Below are 23,218 nucleotides of genomic sequence, written 5' to 3' on the forward strand. Positions count from 1 at the left end.
TGACCGCGGAGCGAGATGCTAGCTTAGGTAAACCTAACCATCTTGCTGGAGGTCGTGATGGCAGATCGTCCGGTGCGAAAGCCGCGCAGGACCCGCACCGCCCATGTGGTCCGCACCGAGCGGCTGACCCCGCACATGCAGCGTGTGGTGCTCGGCGGCGAGGGCCTGGCCGACTTCGCGGCGGACACCTGCACCGACCACTATGTGAAGCTGCTCTTCGGCCCCGAGGGCGTGACCTACCCGGAACCCTTCGACCTGGAGCGGATCCGGGCGGAGTTCCCGCGGGAGCAGTGGCCGGTGACCCGGACCTACACCGTGCGCGCCTGGAATCCCGAACACCGCGAGCTGACCCTGGACTTCGTCGTCCACGGTGACGAGGGCCTGGCCGGCCCGTGGGCATGCCGGGTGCGGCCGGGCGAGACGGTGCGCTTCATGGGCCCCGGCGGCGCCTATGCCCCCGACCCCGCGGCCGACTGGCATCTGCTCGCCGGTGACGAGAGCGCGCTGCCCGCGATCGCGCGGTCCCTGGAGGCGCTGCCCGCCGGCGCCCGCGCCCATGCCTTCGTGGAGGTGTCCGGCCCGGAGGAGGAGCAGAAGATCGACTCCGATGTGGCGGTCGTCTGGCTGCATCGCGGGGACCGCCCGGTGGGCGAAGCCCTGGTGGAGGCCGTACGCGGCCTTCGGTTCCCCGAGGGCCGGGTGCACGCGTTCGTGCACGGCGAGGCGGGCTTCGTGAAGGAGCTGCGCCGGCTGCTGCGGGTGGAGCTGGACATCCCGCGCGAGGACCTGTCGATCTCCGGCTACTGGCGCCTGGGGCACAACGAGGACGGCTGGCAGGCCTCCAAGCGGGACTGGAACGCCCGTATCGAGGCCGAGCAGGAGAGCGGCGCGGCGGCGGCCTGAGGCCGGCCCCGCTCAGGTCTCGTTGATCCTGCCGAACGGGATGTGCACGCTCGGCGTGGTCCGGGACGTGCTGTGCAGGTGTGTCACCTGGTCGTCGAAGAAGATGTGCGGTCTGAGCACCGTCAAGACCGCGCTCTTCTCGATGCCGCCGAGGAAGAAGGCGCCGTTGACCGTCACGCCCCACTGCTTCAGGCTCCGCACGGCCCGTTCGTGGGCCGGCGCGGCGCGCGCGGTCACGATGGAGACGTGGACCCGGCTCGGATAGTCCGGGTCGGTCCTGCGCCGCTCCTCCTCCCGGCGCTGTATCCGGTTCACACCGGCGAGGAAGTCCCGCAGTGGTCCAGGGTCGTGCGGGGTCGCCGCGTTACGGGTCTCGTGCGCGCGGAACTCCTCCAGACCGCCGGACTGGTACACCTGCTCGGCGGCATCACTGGCGAGCACCCCGTCGAAGTCGAACGCGATCCGCAGTTCCCGGTCGGCCGGGTCGTCCGCGTACGACGATCCGAGCACATGTCCGGCCGGCAGGCCGGCCGCGACCGCCTCGCGCACGTCGTCGCCGTTCGCGGACAGGAACAGGGACATGTTCAGCGCGGTCATGAACGCGTACGGCGCCCTGCCCTGCATGAACACGGCCCGGCTGACCGGCAGTTCATGGGCCTCGATCGACCGCATGACCCGCAGGCCGGTGTCCGGGTCGTTGCGGGAGAGGATGATGACCTCGACGAGCGGGTCTCCCGGCTCGCCGAGGTCGTTCAGCGACAGCAGCCGGCGGATGAACGCGAACGCGACCCCGGGGCGGAGCGTGTTGCCGGCGTTCTCCTCCTGGTAGGCCCGGTAGGCCTCCTCGCCCTGCTCGCGGAAGACCGCGTCCGACTCCCGCAGGTCGAACAGGGCGCTGGAGGCGACGCCGACGACGAGTCGGTTCGCGAGGTCGTAGGCCGGCATGTCCTACATCATCACACCGACCGCTGGTAGGAACGGAAGGTGCGGATCGACAGCCACACCGCCGCGACCGCGAGCGCGAGCAGCGCGCCGCCGCGGCTGAGGACCTCGCCCCGGCCGGGCTGCCCGGACATGGCCGAACGGCCCGCCACCATGGCCCAGTTGAGCGGGTTGAAGTCGGCGATGTGCCGCATCCAGCCGGGCATCTGCGAGGGTGCCATGAAGGCGCTGGAGAGGAAGGTCAGCGGCAGCAGCAGGAAGGTGTTGATGCCGATGATCGACTCGCGTTCGCGCACGAGCATGCCGAGCGCGTTGGACAGGGCGCCGAAGACCGTGCCGAGCAGGACGGCGGCCAGCACGAGGATGACGACGCCGACGACGCCGCCGGGGTAGTCCGCGCCGCCGAGCAGGCCGAGCAGCACGATGACCACCGACTGGAACGCCGTGACCAGGCCGTTGTTGACGACGTTGCCGTTCATCAGCGCGGCCCGGCTGACCGGGGTGGTCAGGAAGCGGTCGAGGGTGCCGCGCTGGATCTCCTCCAAGGTGGCCATCCCGGCCCACATGTTGGAGCTGAGCGCGCTCATCACGACCACGCCCGGCACCAGGTAGTCCAGGTACGAGGTGGTGCCGAAGCCGCCCAGTTCGACGACCTTCCTGAACAGGTTGCCGAACAGGAACAGCCAGATCACCGGCTGAATCAGGGTGATGACCGCGTAGGCGGGCTGCCGGGCGAACACCCGGAGCTGACGCTGCGTCATGTACCAGGTCTGGGTGAGGGCGACGCTCATCGCACACCTCCGGCGAGCACGGCCGCGGTCTCGGCCTCGGCCTCCGCGTACCGGCGGCCCGCGTGGCGCAGATAGACGTCGTCCAGCGAGGGCCGGGCGACGGTGGCCGAGGAGACGGTGACCCCGGCCCGGTCCAGCGCGGCGAGCAGGGCGGGCACCGTGGCCGCCCCGTCGTCGGCGCGGACGCTGATCCTGCGCCCCTCGCACAGCGCCTCGTGCACCCCGGGCAGGGCGGTCAGGGCGCCGGTGAGCAGGGTGCGGCCGGCCTCGCCGAGCGGCTCGCCCAGCTCCAGGTGGACGGCGTCGCCGCGCAGTTCGCCCTTGAGGGCGTCCGGGGTGCCCTCGACCACGATCCGGCCGCGGTCGACGATCGCGATGCGCTCGGCGAGCCGGTCGGCCTCCTCCAGATAGTGCGTGGTGAGCAGGATGGTCAGCCCCTCGTCGCCGGCCAGTCGGCCGATCTCCTCCCACATCGCGGTGCGCGCCTCCGGGTCGAGGCCGGTGGTCGGCTCGTCCAGGAAGAGCACCTCGGGCCGGTGCACCAGTCCGAGGGCGACGTCCAGGCGGCGCCGCATGCCGCCCGAGTAGCCCTTGACCGGCCGGCGGGCGGCGTCGGCGAGGCCGAACCGCTCCAGCAGTTCGTCCACCCGGCGGTTCAGTGCCGTACCGCTCAAACCGTGGAGGCGGCCCTGGAGCTGGAGGTTCTCCCTGCCGGTCGCGACCGGGTCGGCGCCGGACTGCTGGGCGACCACGCCGATCGCGCGGCGCACCCGGTCGGGGTGGCGCAGCACGTCGTGCCCGGCGACGGTCGCAGTGCCGGAGTCGGGGCGGGCCAGGGTGGTGAGGATCTTGACGGTGGTGGACTTGCCGGCGCCGTTGGGGCCGAGGAGTCCGAAGACGGTGCCCGGTGCCACGGTGATGTCCATGCCGTTCAGGGCGGTGACGTCACCGGGATAGGTCTTGACGAGCCGGCGCGCCTCCACTGCGGGCGCACGGGTGTTCATGACGACTGCTCTCCTGCGGGTGTGAAGGACGGAAGATCCACGTGAAGAGCGCCGGGCTATCCTGGGTGTGCCGCACCTCGATGGCCCGGAGCCGCCGCACGGCGGATCCGTTTCGGGGTTCGAGACCCCGGCGGAGCTGCTGCAACAGCCTCGCCGGGGTCGTGTTCTCTCTCAGGTGGTCACGGTGAAGTCCGGTGGCAGCTCCCCGGTTTCGTGGAAGTGCCGCCAGCCGTCGACGCCCGGCAGCGTGCCCTCCTCCATCTCCGCCAGGAAGCCGCGCACCCACTGGGCCTGCGCCGCGGTCATGTGCAGCTGGTACTCGATCTCGACGAGGAAGAGCCGCGGCAGCGTCTCGGACAGCTTGTCCAGCGCTCCCCGCCCGCTCGCCACCTGGACCTCCAGAGCACTGAGCCGCTCCCGAAGCAGCCGCACCACCTCGTCGGGGTGCAGCGCACCCATGAGCGAGAGGGCGGTTTCGAAGATCGGGTACTCCTTCACCGGGACGGCGATGAGGTCCGACAGCCACTCGGTCAGCTCCTCGCGCCCGGCGTCGGTCAGTCCGTACACCGTGCGTTCGGGGCGGTTGCCCTGCCGCTCGACGTCGGTCACCTCGACGAAGCCGTGCTTCTCGAGGTTCTGCACGACCGTGTAGAGCGAGCCGTAGTTGATCTTCGTGCTGGTGTCCTTGCCCTGGCGGCGCAGGGTCTGGGCGATCTCGTACGGATGCATGGGCTTCTGCCAGAGGGTCGCCATCACCGCGAGCGCCAGCGGGTTGCCGAGCTTGCGGCGCTTCATGGCCACGGCGATCACCTCGCTTCCGAATATCCGTACACGAACATATCGCGTCCCAGTCGCGAGCGTCAAGATTTACGATGTATCGCGTTTTGCTCGAGAGTGTGGCGGTGGCCCGGACCGCGACACCCCGGCCGCCGTTCTCCCCCTCGTACCCTTGACCCCGATGAGACGCCGTACGCCACCCCCGCCTGCCCCGCTCCCCCAGCGCGACGGGGTCGACCCCGTGCGGGTGCGGCTGCCGTACGGGGGGACGTGGGCCACCGTGCGGGAGCATCTGGTGGAGCGGCTGTCAGGAGCCGCGCCCGGGATGATCGAGTCGATGTTCGACGCCGGGCTGATCGTCGGCGCCGACGGGCGCGCGGTGGCGCCGGACGCGCCGTACGAGCCGGGGATGTTCGTCTGGTTCCACCGCGAGCTGCCCGCCGAGGTACCGGTGCCGTTCCCGGTGGAGGTCGTCCACCAGGACGCGCACATCGTCGTCGCCGACAAGCCGCACTTCCTCGCCACGACGCCGCGCGGCAGTCATGTGACCGAGACCGTGCTGGCCCGGCTGCGGCGCGAGCTGGACATCCCGTCACTGACCGCGGCGCACCGCCTGGACCGGCTGACGGCGGGGCTGGTGCTGTTCACCGTGCGGCCCGAGGAGCGCGGGGCGTATCAGACGCTGTTCCAGGACCGGCGGGTGCGCAAGGAGTACGAGGCGATCGCGCCGTACGACCCCTCGCTCGCCCTGCCCCGGACCGTGCGCAGCCGGATCGTCAAGGAGCGCGGGGTGCAGGCGGCCCGGGAGGTCGAGGGCGAGCCGAACGCGGAGACGTACGTGGAGTCGGCCGGGCGGCGGGGCGGGCTGGCCCGGTACCGGCTGGTCCCGGCGACCGGGCAGACCCATCAACTACGGGTGCATCTGAACGCGCTCGGCGTGCCCATCCTCGGCGACCCGCTGTATCCGGAGGTGACCGCCCCGGTGCCGCCCGGCGACTTCCGGCGCCCGCTGCAACTGCTCGCCCGCAGGCTGGAGTTCACCGATCCGGTCACCGGCACGGAGCACACGTTCGTCAGCGGACGCGTGCTCCAGGCCTGGGCGTCGTACGACAGCTGGGCGGGCCGGGGCTGAGCGCCCTTCCGGAAGGACCGCGGTGGGCCGTCCTTCAGGGCGCGGTCACTCCCCGCGCCACCAGTTGAGCAGCCGCCGCCAGACGCCCCGTCGGCGCGCCGCCGGTTGCGGAGCCGCGGGGTAGGGCTCGGGCACGACGGGACGGGGCGGGGTGGGGCGGGGCTCTTCGGCCGCCGGCCGGTCGGAGCCCGGGGTGCCGGGCTGCCAGGTGCGTTGCGGCGGGAGGGGCACGGGCCTCGGCAGGACGTTGACGTCCTGCTGCGGCTTCGGCTCGAAGCGCACCGGCAGCGACACCAGGTGCCGGGAGGCGATGGACGAACGCCAGCTCAACTCCTCGACAGAGCAGTCGAGTTGGATGTCGGACAGGCGAATCAGCAGCGCGTCCACGCCGACGTCGGCGATGGCGCGGCCGATGTCCTGGCCGGGGCACTCGTGCGGGCCGCCGCCGAAGGCGAGGTGGGAGCGGTTGCCCTGCATGCTGGCGGACAGGTCGGGGCGGATGCGCGGGTCGAGGTTGCCCGGCGCGGGCGCGAAGAGCAGGCCGTCGCCCTTGCGGATGCGCTGCCCGCCCAGCTCGGTGTCCTGCTTGGCGTAGTAGCCGAGAACGGTGCTGAACGGCGGCTCGTCCCACAGGGACTGCTCGATCGCCTCCGGCACGGTCATCTGGCCGCCGCTGAGCTGGGCGCGGAAGCCCGGCTCGGTGAGGACCATGCGCAGCGCGTTGGCGAGGAGGTTCGCGGTGGCCTCGTAGGCCGCGAAGAGGACGAGCCGCAGGTGTTCGCGGACCTCGTCGTCGCTGAGTCCGGCCGGGTGGGTGATGAGGTGACTGGTGAAGTCCCCCTCGGGCCGGGCGCGGCGCCGGGTGGTGAGCCGGTTCAGCGCGTCCATGACGTAGGCGTGGCTCTGGATGGCGGTCTCGGTGCCCTTCAGGGCGTCCCGTGCGGCCTGCACGATCCGGTCGTTGTACTCGTCGGGCATGCCGAGGATCTCGCACATGACGGCCATCGGCAGATGCTCGGCGAACTGGGAGACCAGGTCGGCCCGGCCGCGTTCGCAGAAGCTGTTGACCAGTCCCTGGGTGTGGCGGCCGATGTGGCGGCGCACGGTGCGGTGGTCGATGGTCTCCATGGCCGCGGTGACGGCCGCGCGCAGCCGCTGGTGCTCGTCGCCCTCGGCGTGCGAGCAGATCGGCTGCCAGGCGATGTGCGGCATCAGCGGGTGGTCGGGCTTGACCATGCCCTCCACCAGCGGGGACCAGACCCGGCTGTCACGGGTGTACACGGAGGGGCTGCGCACCAGTTGCTGGTTCTCGGCGTGCCCGAGGACCACCCACATCGGTACGTCGTCGTGCAGCAGCACGGGAGCCACGGGGCCGTACTCGTCCCGCAGCCGCTCGTAGAGGCCGCCGAGGTCCTCCGCGTCGGGGCCGTAGAGCCGGTGCAGCCCGCCGGGTCCCGGGCGGTGCGCGGGGCAGCCCGGCGGCGGTCCGGGGGTGTGGTCTGTGTCGGTCAGGGAGGAGGATTCAGACGTCACGGTGTCGCTCCGGAACGGAAGGGGAGGGGGTCGGTCGGGTGGGGGATCAGGCGAGGGCGCGGGACAGGGCGATCGAGTGCAGGAAGCGCATCAGGGTCATCAGCACGTCCTTGCTGGAGGCCCGGCGGCGTACGTCGCAGTCGACGATCGGGATCTCCGGGGTCAGGTCGAGTGCGGCGCGCAGTTCCTCGACGGGGTAACGAGGCGCGTCCGGGAAGGAGTTGATGGCGACGACGAAGGGCACGCCGCGCTCCTCCAGCCGGCCCATGACGTCGAAGCTGACCTCCAGGCGCCGGGTGTCGACGAGGACGACCGCGCCGAGCGCGCCCTCGAACAGCCCGTTCCACAGGAACCAGAAGCGTTCCTGGCCGGGGGTGCCGAAGAGGTAGAGCACCAGCTTCTCGGTGATGCTGATGCGGCCGAAGTCCATGGCCACGGTGGTGGCCGTCTTGGACTCGGAGCCGTAGTTGTCGTCCACGCCGATGCCGGCCTGGGTCATGGTCTCCTCGGTGGTCAGCGGCCTGATGTCGCTGACGGAACCGACCATGGTCGTCTTGCCGACGCCGAAGCCGCCCACGATCACGATCTTCACCGCGGTCTCGGCCGTGTGCGGCAGATGATCCTCGGTGCGTGGTCCGGGGATGGTGTCAGAGCCGTTGAAGTCCATGCATCACCGCTTCGAGGAGTGACCGGTCGGGGAGCGCCCGGCGGACGACCGGGGCGCGCACCTGCACCAGTTCGGCCGTGATCAGCTCGGTGATCAGGACGGTCATCGCGCTGAACGGCAGGTTCAGATAGGCCGAGAGTTCGGCCACGGACAGGGGGTTGGCGCAGAGCCGCAGGACCGCGGCCTGCTCCGGTGAGGCGGCCATCTGGGGCGCGTCGCGCGCCACGATCAACGTCACGAGGTCGAGTTCGGCGCGTGCGCCGTCCTCGGATCCGGCGACGGTGTAGAGCCGTTCGGGGTTCTTGGGCTCGGCCTCGCCGTCCGCCGGCTCGGGTGCCGGTGGCTGCGGCCGGGGAGGCGGCGGGGGCTTCGGCTCGCGCCGTTTGCGTCGTGGAGGAGTCATACGCTCTGCCCGTTCCGCCGGGGCGGACTGGTGAGATGGGCGCCGATCCGGACGACGAGGTCGCGCATCATGCCGCTCATCCGGCCCGGTTCGCAGGTCACGTCGGCGAGTACGGCGAGGAAGGCGTTGTCGCCCGCGTTCATCAGGTAGAAGTAGCCGCCGTCGATCTCGAAGACGACGACCTGCATGTCGCCGGCGCCGGGGAGCTCCTTGATGATGGCGCCGGCCAGGCTCTGCACGCCCGCGCAGGCGGCGGCCACGCGGTCGGCGGCGTCGGGGTCGCCGCCGTAGCGGGCGATGCGCAGTCCGTCCGCGGAGAGGACCACGATCATCTCGATGCCCGGCACGCCGTCGTTGAGCTGCTTGAGCATCCAGTCGATGTTGCCTCGCTGCTGGATCACTTGAGGTCCCCCTCGTCGTCGGCCTCGGTGGTGCCCTCGACGGGCTCGTCCGCATAGTCGTTGAGCAGGTGCACGTACTTTTCCGGGTGCCTCGTGAAGTCGGTCAGTTCGGGGCCGGTGGCGCCCTCGGGCATGCCCTTGCGCAGGCCGTTCCAGAAGTCCTCGATGCCCTGCCCGAGCGGCCGCTCCATGAGCTTCTTGCGCTCGGGGTCCATCTCGGGCTCCCGCTGGGGCTTGGGCTGCGACCAGACGGTGGGCCTGCCCTCGCGCTCGGCCTGCTCGACCTCGGCCTGCTCGGCGAAGCGCTGGCTGATCGGGGTCTTCATCCGGCTGCGGCGCTGCGGCAGCCCACCCGCCGTCCACTCGGTGACCACCGGGACGTCGTCCTCCATGGAGATCCCGGCCGGGATCTTGGGGCTGGTGGGGCGGCGCCGCTTCGGCGGGCGCTTGGGTCCCTCGACCGCGCCGAGCGCGGGGATCGGGGTACCGGTGGCACCGATGCCGTGGGCGGCGCCGACACCGGGCTCGGTGGTCGTCATCACGCGCGGCACGATGAGGATCGCGCGGCAACCGCCGTACGCGGAGGCCCGCAGCGAGACCTCCATGTCGAACATCTTGCACAGGCGGCCGACGACGGCGAGGCCGAGGCGCGGGTTCTCGCCCAGGTTGTGGGCGTCGTCGAGGTTCTTGGCGTCCTCGATCATCTTCTCGATGCGGGCGCGGGACTCCTCGCTCAGGCTGACGCCGGCGTCCTCGATCTCGATGGCGATGCCGGTCTGCACCTCGGTGGCGGTGACGTGCACCTTGGCCGTGGGCGGCGAGTAGCGGGTGGCGTTGTCGAAGAGCTCGGCCGCGGCGTGGATGACCGGCTCGACGGAGGTGCCCTTGATGTTGATGTTGACGATGGAGTTCAGCTGGATGCGGCGGTACTCCAGGATGCGCGACATGGCACCGCGCAGGGTGCTGTAGAGGGAGACCGGCAGCGGCCACTGGCGGCCCGGGCGGCCGCCGCCGAGGACGGAGATGGTGTCGGCGAGACGGCCGATCAGCGAGGTGCCGTGGTCGATGCGCAGCAGGTCGTCGAAGACCTCGGGGTTGCGGCCGTGGTCCTCCTCCATCTCCCGCAGTTCGTTGGACTGCTGGTGGACGATGGCCTGGACGCGACGGGCGATGCTCACGAAGGAGCGCTCGGTGGCGTCGCGCATGTTGATCTCGCGGTCGGCTCCCTGCATCGCGGCGCGGAACATCTCGCGGTAGGAGTCGGGCAGGCTGCGCAGTTCGGGGTCGACGTCGTAGCCGTTGGCCATCACGTCGCGCAGCGGTTCGCCGGCCCGCAGCCGCAGATGGCCGTGCGGGATGATGTCGCTCGCGAAGCGCCCGATCAGATCGTCGTGGGCGGCGAGCCGGTGCTCCAGATACGCGGTGTGACGGGCGTGCTCGGCCTGTTCCTCGCGGAGCCTGCGGCCGCGGCGGGCGGCCTCCGCGCCCGTGGCGAGGATCAGCAGGAGGGCCACGGCTCCGACCACGCCGATGCCGATACGGGCCGACGCCGGCCCCAGGGCGACGGCCGCCCCGGTCGCGGCTGCCATCAATATGGCCGGCGGCAACAGTACGCGGGCGTAAGGACGTTCACGGCCACCGGGAGGCTTCTGAACACTCACCATGGATGCCTTCTGAGATGAGTCGGCTGGGTGTCGGGGGAGCATGTGTGGGGAAGGTTCATGGAACTGTCGGGATTTATCGCATGTTTGGGAACAGACGCACGAATTCGGCTCAACTCGGTGCGCCGCGGGCGAGCTTAGTCCGACCGGATCATCGCCGTGTCATATTCGGCAAGCACCTGAAATGCCCCATGCACCAGGAGTACGCTCGACTCCATTTACACGCTCAGCGCCTATTCGAACACGTTCGGTCACGGTGTACGGGCATGCGAAAGCGACTCACCGTGATAGGCGAATGGGGGCCCCGAAAGGACCCCCGACATAGTCACCCACTCCGGCGAACCGGAGATCACCCCACCGACGAGTAGGCGACGACCCCCCGCAGCACCTGCTCCACAGCCTTGCGCGCGGCCTTGGCCACGGTCGAGCCCTCGGAGGGCGCCGCCGCGGAGATCTGGCCCAGCACGTCGATGACCTGCTTGCACCAGCGCACGAAGTCCCCCGCGGGCATCTCCGCCTCACGCAGCACCTCGTCGAGCCCCTTGCCCGAGGCCCACATGTACACGGCCCAGGCGAAGCCGAGATCCGGCTCGCGCTGCCCGACGCCCTCGGTCTGGTTGATCCGGAACTCCTCCTCCAGACCGTCCAGCCGGCCCCAGATCCGGACCATCTCGCCGAGCGCGGCCTTCCCCTTGCCCGAGGGCAGCTTGGGTGCCATCGCGTCGTCGCCGACCCGTGCCTCGTACACCAACGCCGAGGCGCAGGCGGCGAGTTCGGCGGGGCTGAGCCCCTCCCAGACCCGCTCGCGCAGGCATTCGCTGGCCAGCAGGTCCAGTTCGCCGTACAGCCGGGCCAGGCGCTTGCCGTGCTCGGTGACCTCGTCGCCGCGCAGGTAGTCGAGCTCGGTCAGCAGGGCCACGATCCGGTCGAAGGTCCGCGCGATGGTGTTCGTACGGCCCTCGATGCGGCGCTCCAGCTGTGAGGTGTCGCGCAGCAGCCGGTGGTAGCGCTCGGCCCAACGGGCGTGGTCCTCGCGGTCGTTGCAGCCGTGGCAGGGATGCGCGCGGATCGCGGTGCGCAGGCGGGCGATCTCGCGGTCGTCGGCGGCCTGCGAGCGCTTCTTGCGGGCCCGCTCCGGCGGGATGTGCCCGGCCTTGGTGCGCAGCGCGGAGGCGAGGTCCCTGCGGGACTGCGGCGAGCGCGGGTTGAAGGACTTCGGGATCCGCATCCGGTCCAGCGGCTCGACCGGCACCGGGAAGTCCATCGACGCCAGCCGCTTGACCTGCCGTTCGGCGGTCAGCACCAGCGGGCGCGGACCGTCGAGGTGGTCCAAGCCGCGGTGGCCGTTGGAGCGGCCGGCGGGCAGGCCCGGGTCCAGCACGAGCGCCAGCCCCGCGTACTTGCCCGTCGGGACGTGGATGACGTCGCCCGGCTTGAGCTTCTCCAGCGCCACGGCCGCCTCGGCGCGGCGCTGGTTCGCCCCCTGCCGGGCCAGTTCGGTCTCCCGGTCCTTCAGCTCGCGGCGCAGGCGCGCGTACTCGTCGAAGTCGCCGAGGTGGCAGGTCATGGAGGCCTTGTAGCCGGCCAGGCCCTCCTCGTTGCGCTGCACCTGGCGGGAGATCCCGACGACCGACTTGTCGGCCTGGAACTGCGCGAAGGAGGTCTCCAGCAGCTCGCGGCTGCGGTGCCGGCCGAACTGCTCGACCAGGTTGACCGCCATGTTGTACGACGGCTTGAAGCTGGAGCGCAGCGGGTAGGTGCGGGTGCCCGCGAGGCCGGCGAGGTGCTCGGGGCTCATGCCGCGCTGCCACAGCACGACCGCGTGGCCCTCGACGTCGATGCCCCGGCGGCCGGCGCGGCCGGTGAGCTGGGTGTACTCGCCCGGCGTGATGTCGGCGTGCTGCTCGCCGTTCCACTTGACGAGCTTCTCCAGCACCACCGAGCGGGCGGGCATGTTGATGCCGAGCGCGAGGGTCTCGGTGGCGAACACCGCCTTGACCAGGCCGCGTACGAACAGCTCCTCCACGACCTCCTTGAAGGTCGGCAGCATGCCCGCGTGGTGGGCGGCGATCCCGCGCTCCAGGCCCTCCAGCCACTCGTAGTACCCGAGGACGTGCAGATCCTCCGGCGCGATGTGGGCGGTGCGCTCCTCGACCAGGGCGCGGACCTGTTCCCGCGCCTCCTCGTCGTTCAGCCTCAGGCCCGCGTACAGGCACTGCTGGACGGCGGCCTCGCAGGCGGCGCGGCTGAAGATGAACGTGATGGCCGGCAGGAGGCCCTCGGAGTCCAGGCGCTCGATGACCTCGGGCCGGCCCGGTGTCCACACGCGCGAGCGCTGTCTGCGCTCCCGCTCCCGGTCGGCCTCGCGCATCGCGCGGCCGCGTCTGCGGTCCTGGTACGACGGCCGGGTCGCCTCCATGCGGGCGAGGCGGGCCAGGTCGGGGTTGACGGCCTTCTTGTGGCCCTCGCCCTCCTCGAACAGGTCGTACATCCTCCGCCCGGCGAGGACGTGCTGGAACAGCGGCACGGGGCGGTGCTCGGAGACGATCACCTCGGTGTCGCCACGGACGGTGTCCAGCCAGTCACCGAACTCCTCGGCGTTGGACACGGTCGCGGACAGTGACACCAGGGTCACCGACTCGGGGAGATGGATGATCACTTCCTCCCAGACGGCACCGCGGAAGCGGTCGGAGAGGTAGTGCACCTCGTCCATGACCACATAGCCGAGGCCCAGGAGGGTCTGGGAGCCGGCGTAGAGCATGTTCCGCAGGACCTCGGTGGTCATCACGACCACCGGGGCGTCGGAGTTCACGCTGTTGTCGCCGGTGAGCAGGCCGACCTTGCCGGTGCCGTAGCGCCGGCACAGGTCGGCGTACTTCTGGTTCGACAGCGCCTTGATGGGTGTCGTGTAGAAGCACTTCTTGCCCTGCTTGAGGGCGAGGTGGACGGCGAACTCGCCCACGATCGTCTTGCCCGAGCCGGTGGGGGCGGCCACCAGTACGCCCTTCCCCGCCTCGAGTGCCTGGCAGGCCTCGATCTGGAAGGGGTCGAGGCCGAAGTCGTACATCTCGCGGAAGGACGCGAGCGCGGTGGCCTGCTCGGCTGCCCGCCTGCGGGCTGCCGCGTACCGCTCGGCCGGAGAGAGGTCCTCTGTCATCGTGCTTTCGAGCGTACCGGGCCCCACTGACAACAGGACGATCATTATCCGGAAGTGGGCTGATCGACAAAGGCGGATGCCCCCGTCCCTGAGGGCGGGGGCATCCGGCGCGGTGCGGTGCGGCGCGAGGCTCAGGTCACGTCGTCGAAGCCGTTGACCCGGTCGGTGCCCGACTGCTCGGGCAGGGCCCGGCTGGCCGCGACGGGCTCGATCTCGCCGATGTCCTCGGGGGTGAGGTCCAGCTCGGAGGCCTCGTCGTCGGCGGGCCCCGCCGCCTCGCGGCGGGCCCTGCGCCGGTCGTTGAACAGCGAGATACCCACCGCGACGAAGTACAGGGCCCAGATCGGCGCGGCCAGGGCCAGCATCGTCAGCGCATCGGTACTGGGGGTCGCCACGGCCGCGAAAGCCGTGATGCCGATGATCATGCCGCGCCACCAGCCGAGCATGCGGCGGCCGGTGAGGATGCCGGTGAGGTTGAGCATGACGAGCAGCAACGGCATCTCGAAGGAGAGACCGAAGACCACCACCATGCGCGTGACCAGGTTGATCAGGCCGTCCAGCGGCAGCAGGTTCTCCACCCCGGAGGGCAGGAAGTCCTTCATCACCCTCGCCGTGGTGGGCAGCACGTTGTAGGCGAGGTAGCCGCCGCCGAGGAAGAGCGGGAAGCCGAATCCCACGAACGCGTAGGCGTACTTCTTCTCGTGCCGGTGCAGGCCCGGCGCGACGAACGCCCACAGCTGGTAGAGCCACACCGGCGACGCCAGCACCACGCCGGCCATCAGCGAGACCTGCAGCGCCAGCGTGAAGGGCGTCAGCAGACCGTTGATCGTGATCCGCGCACAGGAGACGTCCTTCGACGACTTCGCCAGTTCCTCGAAGGACTGCGTGCACCCCACCGAGTCCAGCACCGGCTTGGTGATGACGTTGACGATGTCCTTGTAGAAGAAGGCGGCCACGATGGTGACGACGATGATCGCCAGCACACCCTTCGCAAGCCGGTTGCGCAGCTCACGCAAGTGATCCGCGAGCGGCATCCGCCCCTCGGGATCCCTCTCGTTGTTGCGGGCAGACTTGAGCAACCCACATCCTCATCTCGTGCAGCGGACCGGATGCCCCGGTCCTCGCGTCAGCGCTGGGTCGTGTCCGTCTGCTCGTTGACCGGCCGGGCGCTGGTCACGTCGCCGGGCGCCGCCTGGATCGTGCGCTGAGCCGGGGTCTGCTCCTCGGCGGGCTGGGCGGGGGTGGAAGACTGCTTGCCCTCGTCCTTCATCGCCTTCGCCTCGCTCTTCAGGATGCGGGCGGACTTGCCGAGCGAGCGCGCCATGTCCGGAAGCTTCTTGGAGCCGAACACGAGGACGATCACCAGAACCAGGAGCACCAGGTGCCACGGCTCAAGTGCGTTGCGGAACATAAGTCTTCACCTTCTCACTGAGGCGGGGCGGCGGGGCTGTGTCCGACCGGTCGGACATGCGTCCGAGCATCGTGCTGGCAGCGATCGTAACGCCCGGGGGTGAACGTAGGACAATCCCCATGCGTACTCCCACTCCCTCTGCGGACCGCGCCTCGTTCTCCGGGCCGCGATCGTCAGCGTACCTGGACGGGCCCGTCGGGTGACAGCGCGAAGTAACCCAAAGCGCACAGCCTTGCGGGTATCACAGCGCATCCACGGCACGGCCCGCGCTGACCGCCGCCCGCTCCAGATCCTCGGCCGCCCTGTTGATACGGCGCGCCGAATCCGCGACCTGCTGCCCGAGACGCCGCGCCTCCAGGAAGACCCGGACAGCGAGCACCCCCAGCACCGCGAGACCCAGGAAACCCAACGCTACCGCGCACATCGGCCAGAACATGACGTCGAGACTAGACGGTGCTGTGCAGCCGCAGCGTGCGGACCCCGCCACCGGTGAGCAGCTCGACGATGCGCTCCCCGGCGGGCTTGCGGACGGCGGCCCCGCACTCGGGGCAGGTGAAGGAGTAGAACGTCGTACGGCTGCTGGCACCGATGGCGAGGCGCAGCGCGCTCGCGGCGAGCTCGAAGCGGCCCCGGCAGTCCGGGCAGCCCGCCTTGAACACCACGGGGACCGCTCTCCTCATCCCGGCGAAGGCGGCCGCCACCGTCATCTCACCCGCACGCTCGCTCACAGCCCTCGCTCCTTCTCCTGGTCGTTCGCCGGCCGGCGGTGCGCCGGAGCCCCGCCGGGCGGGCCGCGACGCGCCGCCCTTCGTCTCCGGCGCCGTCGTGGCTGGTCGCGCGGCCCCTCGCCGGCTCTGCACAGCGCGCCGGCAGCTCACTCCGGCGGCGTGTCGTACGCCGTCAGCGCCTGCGCCGCCGCCCTGCGGGCGCTGTCGGCCAGCTCCGGCGGGGAGACGATCCGGCCGTCGCGGCCGAGTCGCAGTGCCAGCCGGCGCAGGGAGGCCGGATCGGGGGTGCGCAGAGTGATACGCAGCCCGCCGTCGGGAAGCTCATCGGCGCTGTCGTGCGGGTAGTACTCGGCCACCCAGCGGCCGCCGGGGCCGACCTCGACCACCACCTCCGGGTCCTCGGCCGCGGGCTGCACCAGGGCTTCGGAGAGGTCGCGCAGCTCTATCTCGGGCGGCGCGGACGGCTCGTCCAGGATTCTGATCTCCGCGACCCGGTCGAGCCGGAAGGTACGCCGGGCCTCGGAACGGCGGCACCAGGCCTCGACATAGGTGTGACCGACGCTGACCAGGCGGATCGGGTCGATCTCGCGCTCGGTGACCTCGTCGCGGGCCGGGGAGTAGTAGCGGATCCACAGCCGGCGGCGCTCGGAGATCGCCCGGTCGACGTCGGCGAAGACCCCGCCCTCGGACTCGAAGGTCACCGACAGCCGCGCGCTGGCCCCGGCGGCCTCACCGGCGGCGGCCTCCACCTTCGCGGTGGCCCGCAGCAGGGCCTGACGGTCGCCCTCGCGCAGGCCCGGCAGGGTCGAGACGGCCCGGGCGGCCACCAGCAGCGCGGTGGCCTCGTCGGCGGCCAGCCTGAGCGGCTCCGCCGCCTCCTCGCCCAGTGCGGCCGGGTTGTGCCACCAGATCCGCTCACCGTCGGTGTCGATGTCCAGCAGATCGCCGCCGCGGAAGCTCGTGCCGCACATCGGCAGCAGATCGAGGTCGGCGACCAGCTCGTCCTCGGTGATGCCGAAGGCACGCGCGACGTCCGCGATCCGGGCGCCCGGGCGCTCCCTGAGGTACGTCACCAGGGAGAGCATCCGCCGGGTCTGGTCGATGGCGTTCACGGGCCTGACCGGTTTGCCTGCCACAGTCCTGCTCCCCCTCAGCCCTTGGCCACGGCACGTAGCCGGTCCACCACGTCCGCGCGCAGCTCGGCCGGCTCCAGGACCACCACGTCCGGCCCGAACTCCACCAGCCAGGCGTCCAGGCCGTGCCCGTACGGAATCTCCAACTCGTCCCAGCCGTCGCCGAGTTCCCGCACCCTGGCGGCCTTCGCCCGAAGGGGGTAACCGGCACCGGAACGCAGCCGGATCAGCGCCGTACCGTCGGCGATCTCACCCGCCCAGCTCGCCACGGTCTCGCGCACGGTGACGACGTCGGGCACGGGAGCGGTGAAGCCCGTGCCGCGCGAGCGGACCCGGCCGGTGATCCGCGAGAGCCGGAAGACCCGCTCGGCGCCCCGGTCCCGGTCGAAACCGGCCAGATACCAGTGCCCGCGCCAGCACTCCAGCGCCCACGGCTCCACATTCCGGGGCTCGGGGCGGGCGGCGGAGGCCTTGCGGTAGTCGAAGACGACCGGGCGGCGGTCCCGGCAGGCCAGCATCAGCGGCTCGAACGCGGTCTCGTGCACCGGGATACGGGGCTCCAGGGCGCCGTGCGCCTCGTACGGGTCGACGTCCTCCGGGAGCCCCGCGGCCCGCAGCTTCTGCAGGGCACCGCTGGCCGCGCCGGCGAGACGCGCCTGCTGCCACACCTTCGCGGCCAGACCGAGCGCCGCGGCCTCCTCGGCGTCCAGGGTGATGGGCGGCAGCCGGTTGCTGTCACGGCGCGCGAGATAGCCGACCTCGCCGTCCAGGTTCTCCACCGTCTCGATGACCAGGCCCAGCTCGCGCAGGTCGTCCTTGTCCCGCTCGAACATCCGGTTGAAGGAGTCGTCGGAGCCCGCCTCCAGGTAGGCCTCGATGCTCTCCCGCAGCTCGCGCTTGCTGAGCGGCCGCCGTGTGCCGAGCAGACACAGCGCCAGGTTCATCAGCCGCTCGGCCTTGGCAATGGCCATCGACGCCCTTCGCCTTTCCTATGGTGCTTCCGACCGATGACCGTACCGCTCCTCAGGGCGGTCACAAAAGCCGAGGGCCCATGCCCGAGCAGGCATGGGCCCCAGGTGATCGGAACCGGTCGCACACGACCGGTCGATCAGGTGTGGATCACGTGTGGATCACAAGGGGACCGGGCGCGATCAGACGCCCAGCAGGTCGACCACGAAGATCAGCGTCTCGCCCGGCTTGATCGCCGGGGTCGGGCTCTGGTCGCCGTAGGCGAGGTGGGCGGGGATGGTCAGCTGACGACGGCCACCGACCTTCATGCCCTGCACACCCCGGTCCCAGCCCGCGATGACACGGCCCGCACCCAGCGGGAAGCGGAACGGAGTGCCACGGTTCCAGCTGGCGTCGAACTCCTCGCCGGTGCTGAAGGCGACACCCACGTAGTGGACGGTGACGGTCTGACCCGCCTGCGCCACCGGCCCGTCGCCCTCCCAGATGTCCTTGATCTCGAGGTCCGCCGGGGGCTCGCCGCCCGGGAAGTCGATCTCGGGCTTCTCGATGCTCACGTCAAAAGCTCCTGCTTGTGTACGACACGAAACGCGGACAGTCTTTCATCTCCGCACCCCCGCCGCCCGCCACGGACACCGGCTCCCCCGCCCGCCACGGACGCCACCGGCTACATCGCGGCGAGGATGTCCACCGTGTAGACGAGCGTGGAGTCCTTCTTGATGACCCCGCCGGGCGGGACGGTGGTGTAGCCCAGCTCCGGCGGCACGACGACCAGCACGCGGCTGCCCACCTTCTTGCCGGTCAGACCCTGCGCCAGCCCCGGGACCACCTGCTGGATCTGCGCCAGCGAGAACTGGCTCAGCCGCCCCGAGCCGTACGTCCGCTCGAAGGTCTTGCCGCCCTCCCAGACCAGCCCCTGGAACTGGCACAGGACCGTCTGGTCCGCCTTGAGCTCGGGGCCGTCGCCCTCCAGGACGTAAGTGGACACGAGCTTCTTCGGCGGGTGCGGCTGCCGGATGGTGACCTTGGGAACCTTGCCGTCGGTGTTCGTGGCGACCTCCGGCAGCGACGCGTCGCTCTGCGGGACCGGCTTGCCGTGGGAGGAGCTCTTGGAGTTGAACACATCGATCAGATCGACGACGAACACCATCGTGTCGGTGCCCTTGATACCCGCCTGCGGTTGGCCCTCCTTGCCGTAACCCCAGGTGGGCGGCACCGCCATCAGGACCCGGCTGCCGGTCTTCCGGCCCGTCAGCCCATACCGCCAGCCGTCGATGCTGCTTCCCTGGGCGAGTTGAATGACCAGCGAGGTCTTGCGGTCGTAGGAGTTGTCGAAGACCTTGCCCGTGTCCCAGATCTGACCCAGGTAGTTCGCCTGGACGAAGTCGTTCTCCGCGACCGTGCGACCACCGCCCGCGATCACCGTCTTCACCGCCAGGTTCTTCGACGGCTCGCCCGGCCCCTTCGCCACGGTCGGCTTCTCACCGAACTTCGTGCCCGCCGTGATCGCCGGCAACGGCCCCTCCACGATCTTCGGCGGAGGCACCGTGGACACCGACGGGGACGGCGACACACTGGACTTGCTGGAGCCGGACTTGCCGTTACCGCACGCGGCCAGTGTGACCAGCCCTGCGGGAACGGCGGCGAGAAGAAGTGAACGTCGACGCACGGAAGAGCCTCGTAATCGATCGATCTTGCGGATGGCGTGCGCGCAACTCTACGACGCGAGAAGGGCGCCGTACGGGAAACGTACGACGCCCGTGTGGCGCTCCGGCATTTCACACCCGAAACGCTTGACTCACCCGCTTTCGACTACATTCCGGCGATCAGCTTCTCCACCCGGTCGTCCACCGAACGGAACGGGTCCTTGCACAACACGGTGCGCTGCGCCTGGTCGTTGAGCTTCAGATGCACCCAGTCGACCGTGAAGTCCCTGCGCTGTTCCTGTGCCCGCCGGATGAAGTCACCGCGCAGCCGCGCCCGAGTGGTCTGCGGCGGAACCGACTTGCCCTCGAAGATCTTCAGGTCGTTGCAGACCCGGGTCGCCTGGCCCTTCTTCTCCAGCAGGTAGTACAGACCACGACGACGATGAATGTCGTGGTAGGCGAGGTCTATCTGAGCGACCCGCGGATGCGACATCGTCATGTTGTTCTTGGCCCGGTACCGCTCGATGAGCTTGTACTTCATCACCCAGTCGATCTCGGTGGCGATCCGGTCCAGTTCCTCGGTCTCGATCGCGTCCAGGGTGCGGCCCCACAGCTCCAGGACCTGCGCGACCGTGCCGGTACGGATCCCCCGGCGGTCACAGAAGTCCACGGCCTTGTCGAAGTACTCCCGCTGCACCTCCAGCGCCGACGCCTCCCGGCCGCTGGCCAGCCGCACCTTGCGCCGGCCCGTGATGTCATGACTGACCTCGCGGATCGCCCGGATCGGGTTCTCCAGCGTCAGGTCACGCATCACCGTGCCCGCCTCGATCATGCGCAGCACCAGGTCCGTCGCGCCGACCTTCAGCAGCATCGTCGTCTCGGACATGTTCGAGTCGCCGACGATGACATGCAGCCGTCGGTAACGCTCGGCATCCGCGTGCGGCTCGTCACGCGTGTTGATGATGGGCCTCGAACGCGTCGTCGCCGACGACACACCCTCCCAGATGTGCTCCGCCCGCTGACTCACGCAGTACACGGCACCACGCGGCGTCTGCAGCACCTTCCCCGCGCCGCACAGCAGCTGCCGCGTCACCAGGAACGGGATGAGGATGTCCGCGAGCCGCGAGAACTCCCCGTGCCGTGCCACCAGATAGTTCTCATGGCAGCCGTACGAGTTGCCCGCCGAGTCCGTGTTGTTCTTGAACAGGTAGACGTCGCCCGCGATTCCCTCCTCGTGCAGGCGTCGCTCCGCGTCCACCAGGAGTCCCTCGAGAATGCGCTCGCCGGCCTTGTCGTGGGTGACCAGTTCGATCACGTTGTCACATTCGGGGGTCGCGTATTCCGGATGTGAGCCCACGTCGAGATAGAGCCGGGCGCCGTTTCGCAGAAAGACATTGCTGCTGCGGCCCCATGACACGACACGGCGGAAGAGGTACCGCGCCACCTCGTCAGGAGACAGGCGCCGCTGTCCCCTGAACGTGCACGTGACGCCGTACTCGTTCTCCAGCCCGAAAATGCGGCGGTCCATGACTGAACATTACGCCCGATCCCCCGAGCTGAAACGGGGTTCGACGGCACGATTTGGATCATTTTCCGGTGAAGACGCAACGACCCCGCCCCGCGCGGGAGCTGCGAGGACCCGTCCCATGGCGAGCAGCACCAGCAACGACACCGCCCCCGCCGCCCCCGGAACGGCGAACCCCCACACCGTGCCACCGGCCTGGACCACCGGCCCCGCCACGCCCGTCCCCACCGAGGCACCCACGGTGAACGTCGTCACAAGCCAGGAGAACGCCTCGGTGACCGTCCCGCTCGGCGCATGCCGGTCCACGATGATGAACGCACAGGCGATACACGGCGCGAGGAACACCCCGGACAGCACCGAGAGCAGCACCATGGCCGGCGCACCCGGCGTCAGCATCAAAGGCAGGTAACACACCGCCAGAAGGGCCACGAGCACACTCAGTCGCCGCTCGGGCGAACCGCTCCACCGACGGGCCCCGTACACCGAGCCCCCCACCAGCGCACCCAGACCCAGCCCCGCCATCATCCAGCCGTACACCGCGTCACCGCCATGACCATCGGCGTACGACACCGACGCGACCGTGATCGAACCCAGCGCGATCCCCACGAACAGGAAAGCACCGAGCAGCACCAGCAGACCCGGCGAACGCAGCGCACCGAGCCAGTGCGCCTCACGCGGCGCCGACCGCCACGCCCGCGAGGGCGGCGACACGACCACCCAGAGCGCACCCAGCACACCCAGCAGGTTCAGCACCAGCAGAGCGGCACGCTCGTCCCACAGCGCCACGCACAACGTCACCAGCAGCGGCCCCACCGTGAACATGATCTCCTGCGCGATCGCGTCCATCGCGTACGCCGTGTGCACCTGCTCCTCGCGCCCCAGCACCGACGGCCACAGCGCGCGCAGGCCCCCCTCCAGCGGCGGCGTGAACAGACCGGCCGCCGCCACGGCCGCATACGCCAGCGGCAGCGGATCGGTGCCGGAGAACGCGAAGACCGCCATGGACAGGGCCGCCAGCACCGCCGCCGGCAGCTGCACGCGCGGCTGGCCGTGCAGATCAACCAGCCGGCCCAGGACCGGCTGGCCCACGGCATTGGCGACGCCGTAGACGGCGGCGAGGGCACCCGCGAGGCTGTACGTACCGCCCTCGGCACGCACGAACAGCACCAGGGCGATCGCCGCCGTCGCGTTCGGCAGCCGCCCCACCAGCGTGCCGGTGAGCAGCCGCAGCGCATGCCGCGCCCGGAGTATCTCCAGATAACCCGCGGCCATCCGCCGCCTCCAGCCTCACGTTGTACGTATAACGTCCCTCCTCATACGTACCATGTGCGCTGTTCGGACGTCCAGACGAAAAGGCAGGCCCACGGTGGCACGCAGCAGCACGCGCCCGACCAGCCGGGACGTCGCCCAGGCAGCCGGGGTCTCCCAGGCAGCCGTCTCCCTCGTCCTGGGCGACAAATGGCGCGGACGCGTCTCCGAACCCGTCGCCGAGCGAGTCCGCGAAGCGGCCCGCGAACTCGGCTACCGACCCAACCTCGCCGCCCGCAACCTCCGCCTCGGCCACACCCGCACCGTCCTGCTCGTCGTCCCGGCCCTCACCACCGAGTTCTTCGCCGGCGTCTACACCGGCGCCGCACGCGTCGCCGCCGAAAACGGCTTCGGCGTCGTCCTCTACCCCTCGCCCGAAGGCATCGGCCTCGCCCGCGACCCCTTCGCCTCCGCCCAAGCCGCCCTCGACGGCGTCATCGCCTCCTCCATGGCCGCCGACGCCCTCACCGCCATCCGCGGCGACCAACTCCCCCTCGTCATGCTCGACAGCGACCCCCGAGGCAGCCTCGGCGCCGCCACCGTCAACCTCGACATCGCCGACGGCTTCCGTCAGGTCACCGACCACCTGCTCACCCTCGGCCACCGCCGCATCCTCCACCTGGCCGCCGACGTACCCTCCTGGACCTTCGAGGTACGCGCGCGTGAACTCGCATCACGCATGTCCGCCGTACCGGGGACGGAAGTCCGCACAACCCGGGCCCCGATCTCCATCGAAGGCGCCCTGACCGCAACCGAGACCGCACTCACCGCCCCCGGCCCCCGGCCCACCGCCGTCGTCTGCGACGACGACAAACTCGCCGCCGGCGCCTACAAGGCCCTGCGCCGCCTCGGCCTGCGCATCCCCGACGACGTCTCCGTCACCGGCGTCGACGACCTCGGCCTCGCCACCGCCATCGACCCCGAACTGACCACCGTACGACTCGACGCCGAGCTCTTCGGCGAACGCGGCATGCACGCCCTCCTCGCCGTCCTGGAAGGCCGCAAGCCCGACAGCGGAGACATCCCGGTCCACCTTGTCGTACGCGGCTCCACGGCCCCACCACGCGCCGCCCAGCCGCCCCGGTGACCCACCGGAACGCCGTGTGCCCCGGCCAGGACAACGGCCGGGG

General features: G+C 70.4%; 23 protein-coding genes. 3 read left to right on the forward strand and 20 right to left on the reverse strand.

Annotated elements, in window-relative coordinates:
• Positions 1 to 57: 57 nt before the first annotated feature.
• Positions 58 to 903, forward strand: a complete 846-nt coding sequence (locus ACWDEN_RS10455) for a siderophore-interacting protein (RefSeq protein ID WP_351603536.1) — start codon at positions 58 to 60, stop codon at positions 901 to 903.
• Between the two features lie 12 nt (positions 904 to 915).
• Here the strand turns inward: ACWDEN_RS10455 and ACWDEN_RS10460 are convergent, their stop codons facing one another.
• The 4 genes from ACWDEN_RS10460 to ACWDEN_RS10475 all read right to left on the reverse strand — a co-directional run bounded on the left by ACWDEN_RS10460 (position 916) and on the right by ACWDEN_RS10475 (position 4,435).
• Entirely contained in the window at positions 916 to 1,848 is a 933-nt protein-coding gene (locus ACWDEN_RS10460) for a 5'-nucleotidase (protein ID WP_351603534.1), read from the reverse strand.
• An 11-nt stretch (positions 1,849 to 1,859) separates the two neighbouring features.
• Positions 1,860 to 2,636 carry an ABC transporter permease gene (locus tag ACWDEN_RS10465; protein ID WP_351603532.1) on the reverse strand — a complete coding sequence of 259 codons (777 nt, stop codon included), beginning with the start codon at positions 2,634 to 2,636 and terminating at the stop codon, positions 1,860 to 1,862.
• Positions 2,633 to 3,640, reverse strand: coding sequence for an ATP-binding cassette domain-containing protein (locus ACWDEN_RS10470; RefSeq protein ID WP_351603530.1), 1,008 nt, complete (start codon positions 3,638 to 3,640; stop codon positions 2,633 to 2,635). Before ACWDEN_RS10470 ends, ACWDEN_RS10465 begins: the two co-directional genes overlap by 4 nt.
• 171 nt (positions 3,641 to 3,811) lie before the next feature.
• Positions 3,812 to 4,435, reverse strand: coding sequence for a PadR family transcriptional regulator (locus ACWDEN_RS10475; RefSeq protein WP_351603570.1), 624 nt, complete (start codon positions 4,433 to 4,435; stop codon positions 3,812 to 3,814).
• Between the two features lie 163 nt (positions 4,436 to 4,598).
• Between ACWDEN_RS10475 and ACWDEN_RS10480 the strand changes: the two genes are divergently transcribed.
• Positions 4,599 to 5,549 carry an RluA family pseudouridine synthase gene (locus ACWDEN_RS10480; protein ID WP_351603528.1) on the forward strand — a complete coding sequence of 317 codons (951 nt, stop codon included), beginning with the start codon at positions 4,599 to 4,601 and terminating at the stop codon, positions 5,547 to 5,549.
• A 45-nt stretch (positions 5,550 to 5,594) separates the two neighbouring features.
• On the opposite strand, the gene ACWDEN_RS10485 is transcribed toward ACWDEN_RS10480, so the two are convergent.
• From ACWDEN_RS10485 to ACWDEN_RS10560, 16 genes are all read right to left on the reverse strand, one after another.
• Entirely contained in the window at positions 5,595 to 7,082 is a 1,488-nt protein-coding gene (locus ACWDEN_RS10485) for a cytochrome P450 (protein WP_450858366.1), read from the reverse strand.
• Positions 7,083 to 7,128: 46 nt separating this feature from the next.
• Positions 7,129 to 7,749 (reverse strand): GTP-binding protein, encoded by a 621-nt coding sequence (locus ACWDEN_RS10490; protein ID WP_351603524.1) that lies wholly within the window; start codon positions 7,747 to 7,749, stop codon positions 7,129 to 7,131.
• A complete protein-coding gene (locus ACWDEN_RS10495) occupies positions 7,730 to 8,152 on the reverse strand; it encodes a DUF742 domain-containing protein (RefSeq protein ID WP_351603522.1) in 423 nt (140 codons plus the stop codon). Before ACWDEN_RS10495 ends, ACWDEN_RS10490 begins: the two co-directional genes overlap by 20 nt.
• Positions 8,149 to 8,553 (reverse strand): roadblock/LC7 domain-containing protein, encoded by a 405-nt coding sequence (locus tag ACWDEN_RS10500; RefSeq protein ID WP_228618682.1) that lies wholly within the window; start codon positions 8,551 to 8,553, stop codon positions 8,149 to 8,151. The genes ACWDEN_RS10495 and ACWDEN_RS10500 overlap by 4 nt, the downstream gene beginning before the upstream one ends.
• Positions 8,550 to 10,217, reverse strand: a complete 1,668-nt coding sequence (locus ACWDEN_RS10505) for an ATP-binding protein (protein ID WP_351603520.1) — start codon at positions 10,215 to 10,217, stop codon at positions 8,550 to 8,552. The genes ACWDEN_RS10500 and ACWDEN_RS10505 overlap by 4 nt, the downstream gene beginning before the upstream one ends.
• Before the next feature lie 346 nt (positions 10,218 to 10,563).
• Positions 10,564 to 13,416: a DEAD/DEAH box helicase gene (locus ACWDEN_RS10510; protein ID WP_351603518.1), complete on the reverse strand. Its 2,853-nt coding sequence runs from the start codon at positions 13,414 to 13,416 to the stop codon at positions 10,564 to 10,566.
• 86 nt (positions 13,417 to 13,502) lie between these two features.
• Positions 13,503 to 14,450: a twin-arginine translocase subunit TatC gene (tatC, locus tag ACWDEN_RS10515; protein WP_351603516.1), complete on the reverse strand. Its 948-nt coding sequence runs from the start codon at positions 14,448 to 14,450 to the stop codon at positions 13,503 to 13,505.
• Positions 14,451 to 14,497: 47 nt separating this feature from the next.
• Entirely contained in the window at positions 14,498 to 14,782 is a 285-nt protein-coding gene (tatA, locus tag ACWDEN_RS10520; protein ID WP_351603514.1) for a Sec-independent protein translocase subunit TatA, read from the reverse strand.
• A gap of 241 nt (positions 14,783 to 15,023) precedes the next feature.
• Positions 15,024 to 15,218, reverse strand: coding sequence for a hypothetical protein (locus tag ACWDEN_RS10525; RefSeq protein WP_351603512.1), 195 nt, complete (start codon positions 15,216 to 15,218; stop codon positions 15,024 to 15,026).
• 10 nt (positions 15,219 to 15,228) lie between these two features.
• Entirely contained in the window at positions 15,229 to 15,489 is a 261-nt protein-coding gene (locus ACWDEN_RS10530; protein ID WP_351603568.1) for a hypothetical protein, read from the reverse strand.
• A gap of 167 nt (positions 15,490 to 15,656) precedes the next feature.
• Positions 15,657 to 16,646, reverse strand: coding sequence for a helix-turn-helix transcriptional regulator (locus ACWDEN_RS10535; protein WP_351603510.1), 990 nt, complete (start codon positions 16,644 to 16,646; stop codon positions 15,657 to 15,659).
• A gap of 14 nt (positions 16,647 to 16,660) precedes the next feature.
• The gene (locus ACWDEN_RS10540; RefSeq protein ID WP_351603508.1) at positions 16,661 to 17,614 is read right to left on the reverse strand and encodes a helix-turn-helix transcriptional regulator; all 954 of its coding nucleotides are present in this window, start codon (positions 17,612 to 17,614) and stop codon (positions 16,661 to 16,663) included.
• Between the two features lie 180 nt (positions 17,615 to 17,794).
• Positions 17,795 to 18,166 (reverse strand): FKBP-type peptidyl-prolyl cis-trans isomerase, encoded by a 372-nt coding sequence (locus ACWDEN_RS10545; protein WP_351603506.1) that lies wholly within the window; start codon positions 18,164 to 18,166, stop codon positions 17,795 to 17,797.
• Between the two features lie 110 nt (positions 18,167 to 18,276).
• Positions 18,277 to 19,278, reverse strand: a complete 1,002-nt coding sequence (locus ACWDEN_RS10550; protein WP_351603504.1) for an FKBP-type peptidyl-prolyl cis-trans isomerase — start codon at positions 19,276 to 19,278, stop codon at positions 18,277 to 18,279.
• Positions 19,279 to 19,421: 143 nt separating this feature from the next.
• Positions 19,422 to 20,783, reverse strand: coding sequence for a Pup--protein ligase (gene pafA, locus ACWDEN_RS10555; protein WP_351603502.1), 1,362 nt, complete (start codon positions 20,781 to 20,783; stop codon positions 19,422 to 19,424).
• A gap of 9 nt (positions 20,784 to 20,792) precedes the next feature.
• Complete coding sequence (locus tag ACWDEN_RS10560; RefSeq protein WP_351603501.1) at positions 20,793 to 22,052, reverse strand: MFS transporter; 1,260 nt, start codon at positions 22,050 to 22,052, stop codon at positions 20,793 to 20,795.
• 94 nt (positions 22,053 to 22,146) lie between these two features.
• On the opposite strand from ACWDEN_RS10560, the gene ACWDEN_RS10565 reads away from it, so the two are divergent.
• Entirely contained in the window at positions 22,147 to 23,175 is a 1,029-nt protein-coding gene (locus tag ACWDEN_RS10565; RefSeq protein ID WP_351603500.1) for a LacI family DNA-binding transcriptional regulator, read from the forward strand.
• Positions 23,176 to 23,218: the final 43 nt, after the last annotated feature.

This window comes from Streptomyces sp. NPDC001153, assembly GCF_053598315.1.

What these genes read in the sequence shown, in the direction of transcription:
- tatA (WP_351603514.1), bottom strand. Translation starts at nt 14,782, where the DNA reads ATGTTCCGCAACGCACTTGAGCCGTGGCACCTGGTGCTCCTGGTTCTG.
- ACWDEN_RS10470 (WP_351603530.1), bottom strand. Translation starts at nt 3,640, where the DNA reads ATGAACACCCGTGCGCCCGCAGTGGAGGCGCGCCGGCTCGTCAAGACC.
- pafA (WP_351603502.1), bottom strand. Translation starts at nt 20,783, where the DNA reads ATGGACCGCCGCATTTTCGGGCTGGAGAACGAGTACGGCGTCACGTGC.
- ACWDEN_RS10475 (WP_351603570.1), bottom strand. Translation starts at nt 4,435, where the DNA reads ATGAAGCGCCGCAAGCTCGGCAACCCGCTGGCGCTCGCGGTGATGGCG.
- ACWDEN_RS10540 (WP_351603508.1), bottom strand. Translation starts at nt 17,614, where the DNA reads ATGGCCATTGCCAAGGCCGAGCGGCTGATGAACCTGGCGCTGTGTCTG.
- ACWDEN_RS10480 (WP_351603528.1), top strand. Translation starts at nt 4,599, where the DNA reads ATGAGACGCCGTACGCCACCCCCGCCTGCCCCGCTCCCCCAGCGCGAC.
- ACWDEN_RS10455 (WP_351603536.1), top strand. Translation starts at nt 58, where the DNA reads ATGGCAGATCGTCCGGTGCGAAAGCCGCGCAGGACCCGCACCGCCCAT.
- ACWDEN_RS10465 (WP_351603532.1), bottom strand. Translation starts at nt 2,636, where the DNA reads ATGAGCGTCGCCCTCACCCAGACCTGGTACATGACGCAGCGTCAGCTC.
- ACWDEN_RS10460 (WP_351603534.1), bottom strand. Translation starts at nt 1,848, where the DNA reads ATGCCGGCCTACGACCTCGCGAACCGACTCGTCGTCGGCGTCGCCTCC.
- ACWDEN_RS10525 (WP_351603512.1), bottom strand. Translation starts at nt 15,218, where the DNA reads ATGTTCTGGCCGATGTGCGCGGTAGCGTTGGGTTTCCTGGGTCTCGCG.
- ACWDEN_RS10530 (WP_351603568.1), bottom strand. Translation starts at nt 15,489, where the DNA reads ATGACGGTGGCGGCCGCCTTCGCCGGGATGAGGAGAGCGGTCCCCGTG.
- ACWDEN_RS10510 (WP_351603518.1), bottom strand. Translation starts at nt 13,416, where the DNA reads ATGATCGTCCTGTTGTCAGTGGGGCCCGGTACGCTCGAAAGCACGATG.
- ACWDEN_RS10505 (WP_351603520.1), bottom strand. Translation starts at nt 10,217, where the DNA reads ATGGTGAGTGTTCAGAAGCCTCCCGGTGGCCGTGAACGTCCTTACGCC.
- ACWDEN_RS10490 (WP_351603524.1), bottom strand. Translation starts at nt 7,749, where the DNA reads ATGGACTTCAACGGCTCTGACACCATCCCCGGACCACGCACCGAGGAT.
- ACWDEN_RS10560 (WP_351603501.1), bottom strand. Translation starts at nt 22,052, where the DNA reads ATGGCCGCGGGTTATCTGGAGATACTCCGGGCGCGGCATGCGCTGCGG.
- ACWDEN_RS10495 (WP_351603522.1), bottom strand. Translation starts at nt 8,152, where the DNA reads ATGACTCCTCCACGACGCAAACGGCGCGAGCCGAAGCCCCCGCCGCCT.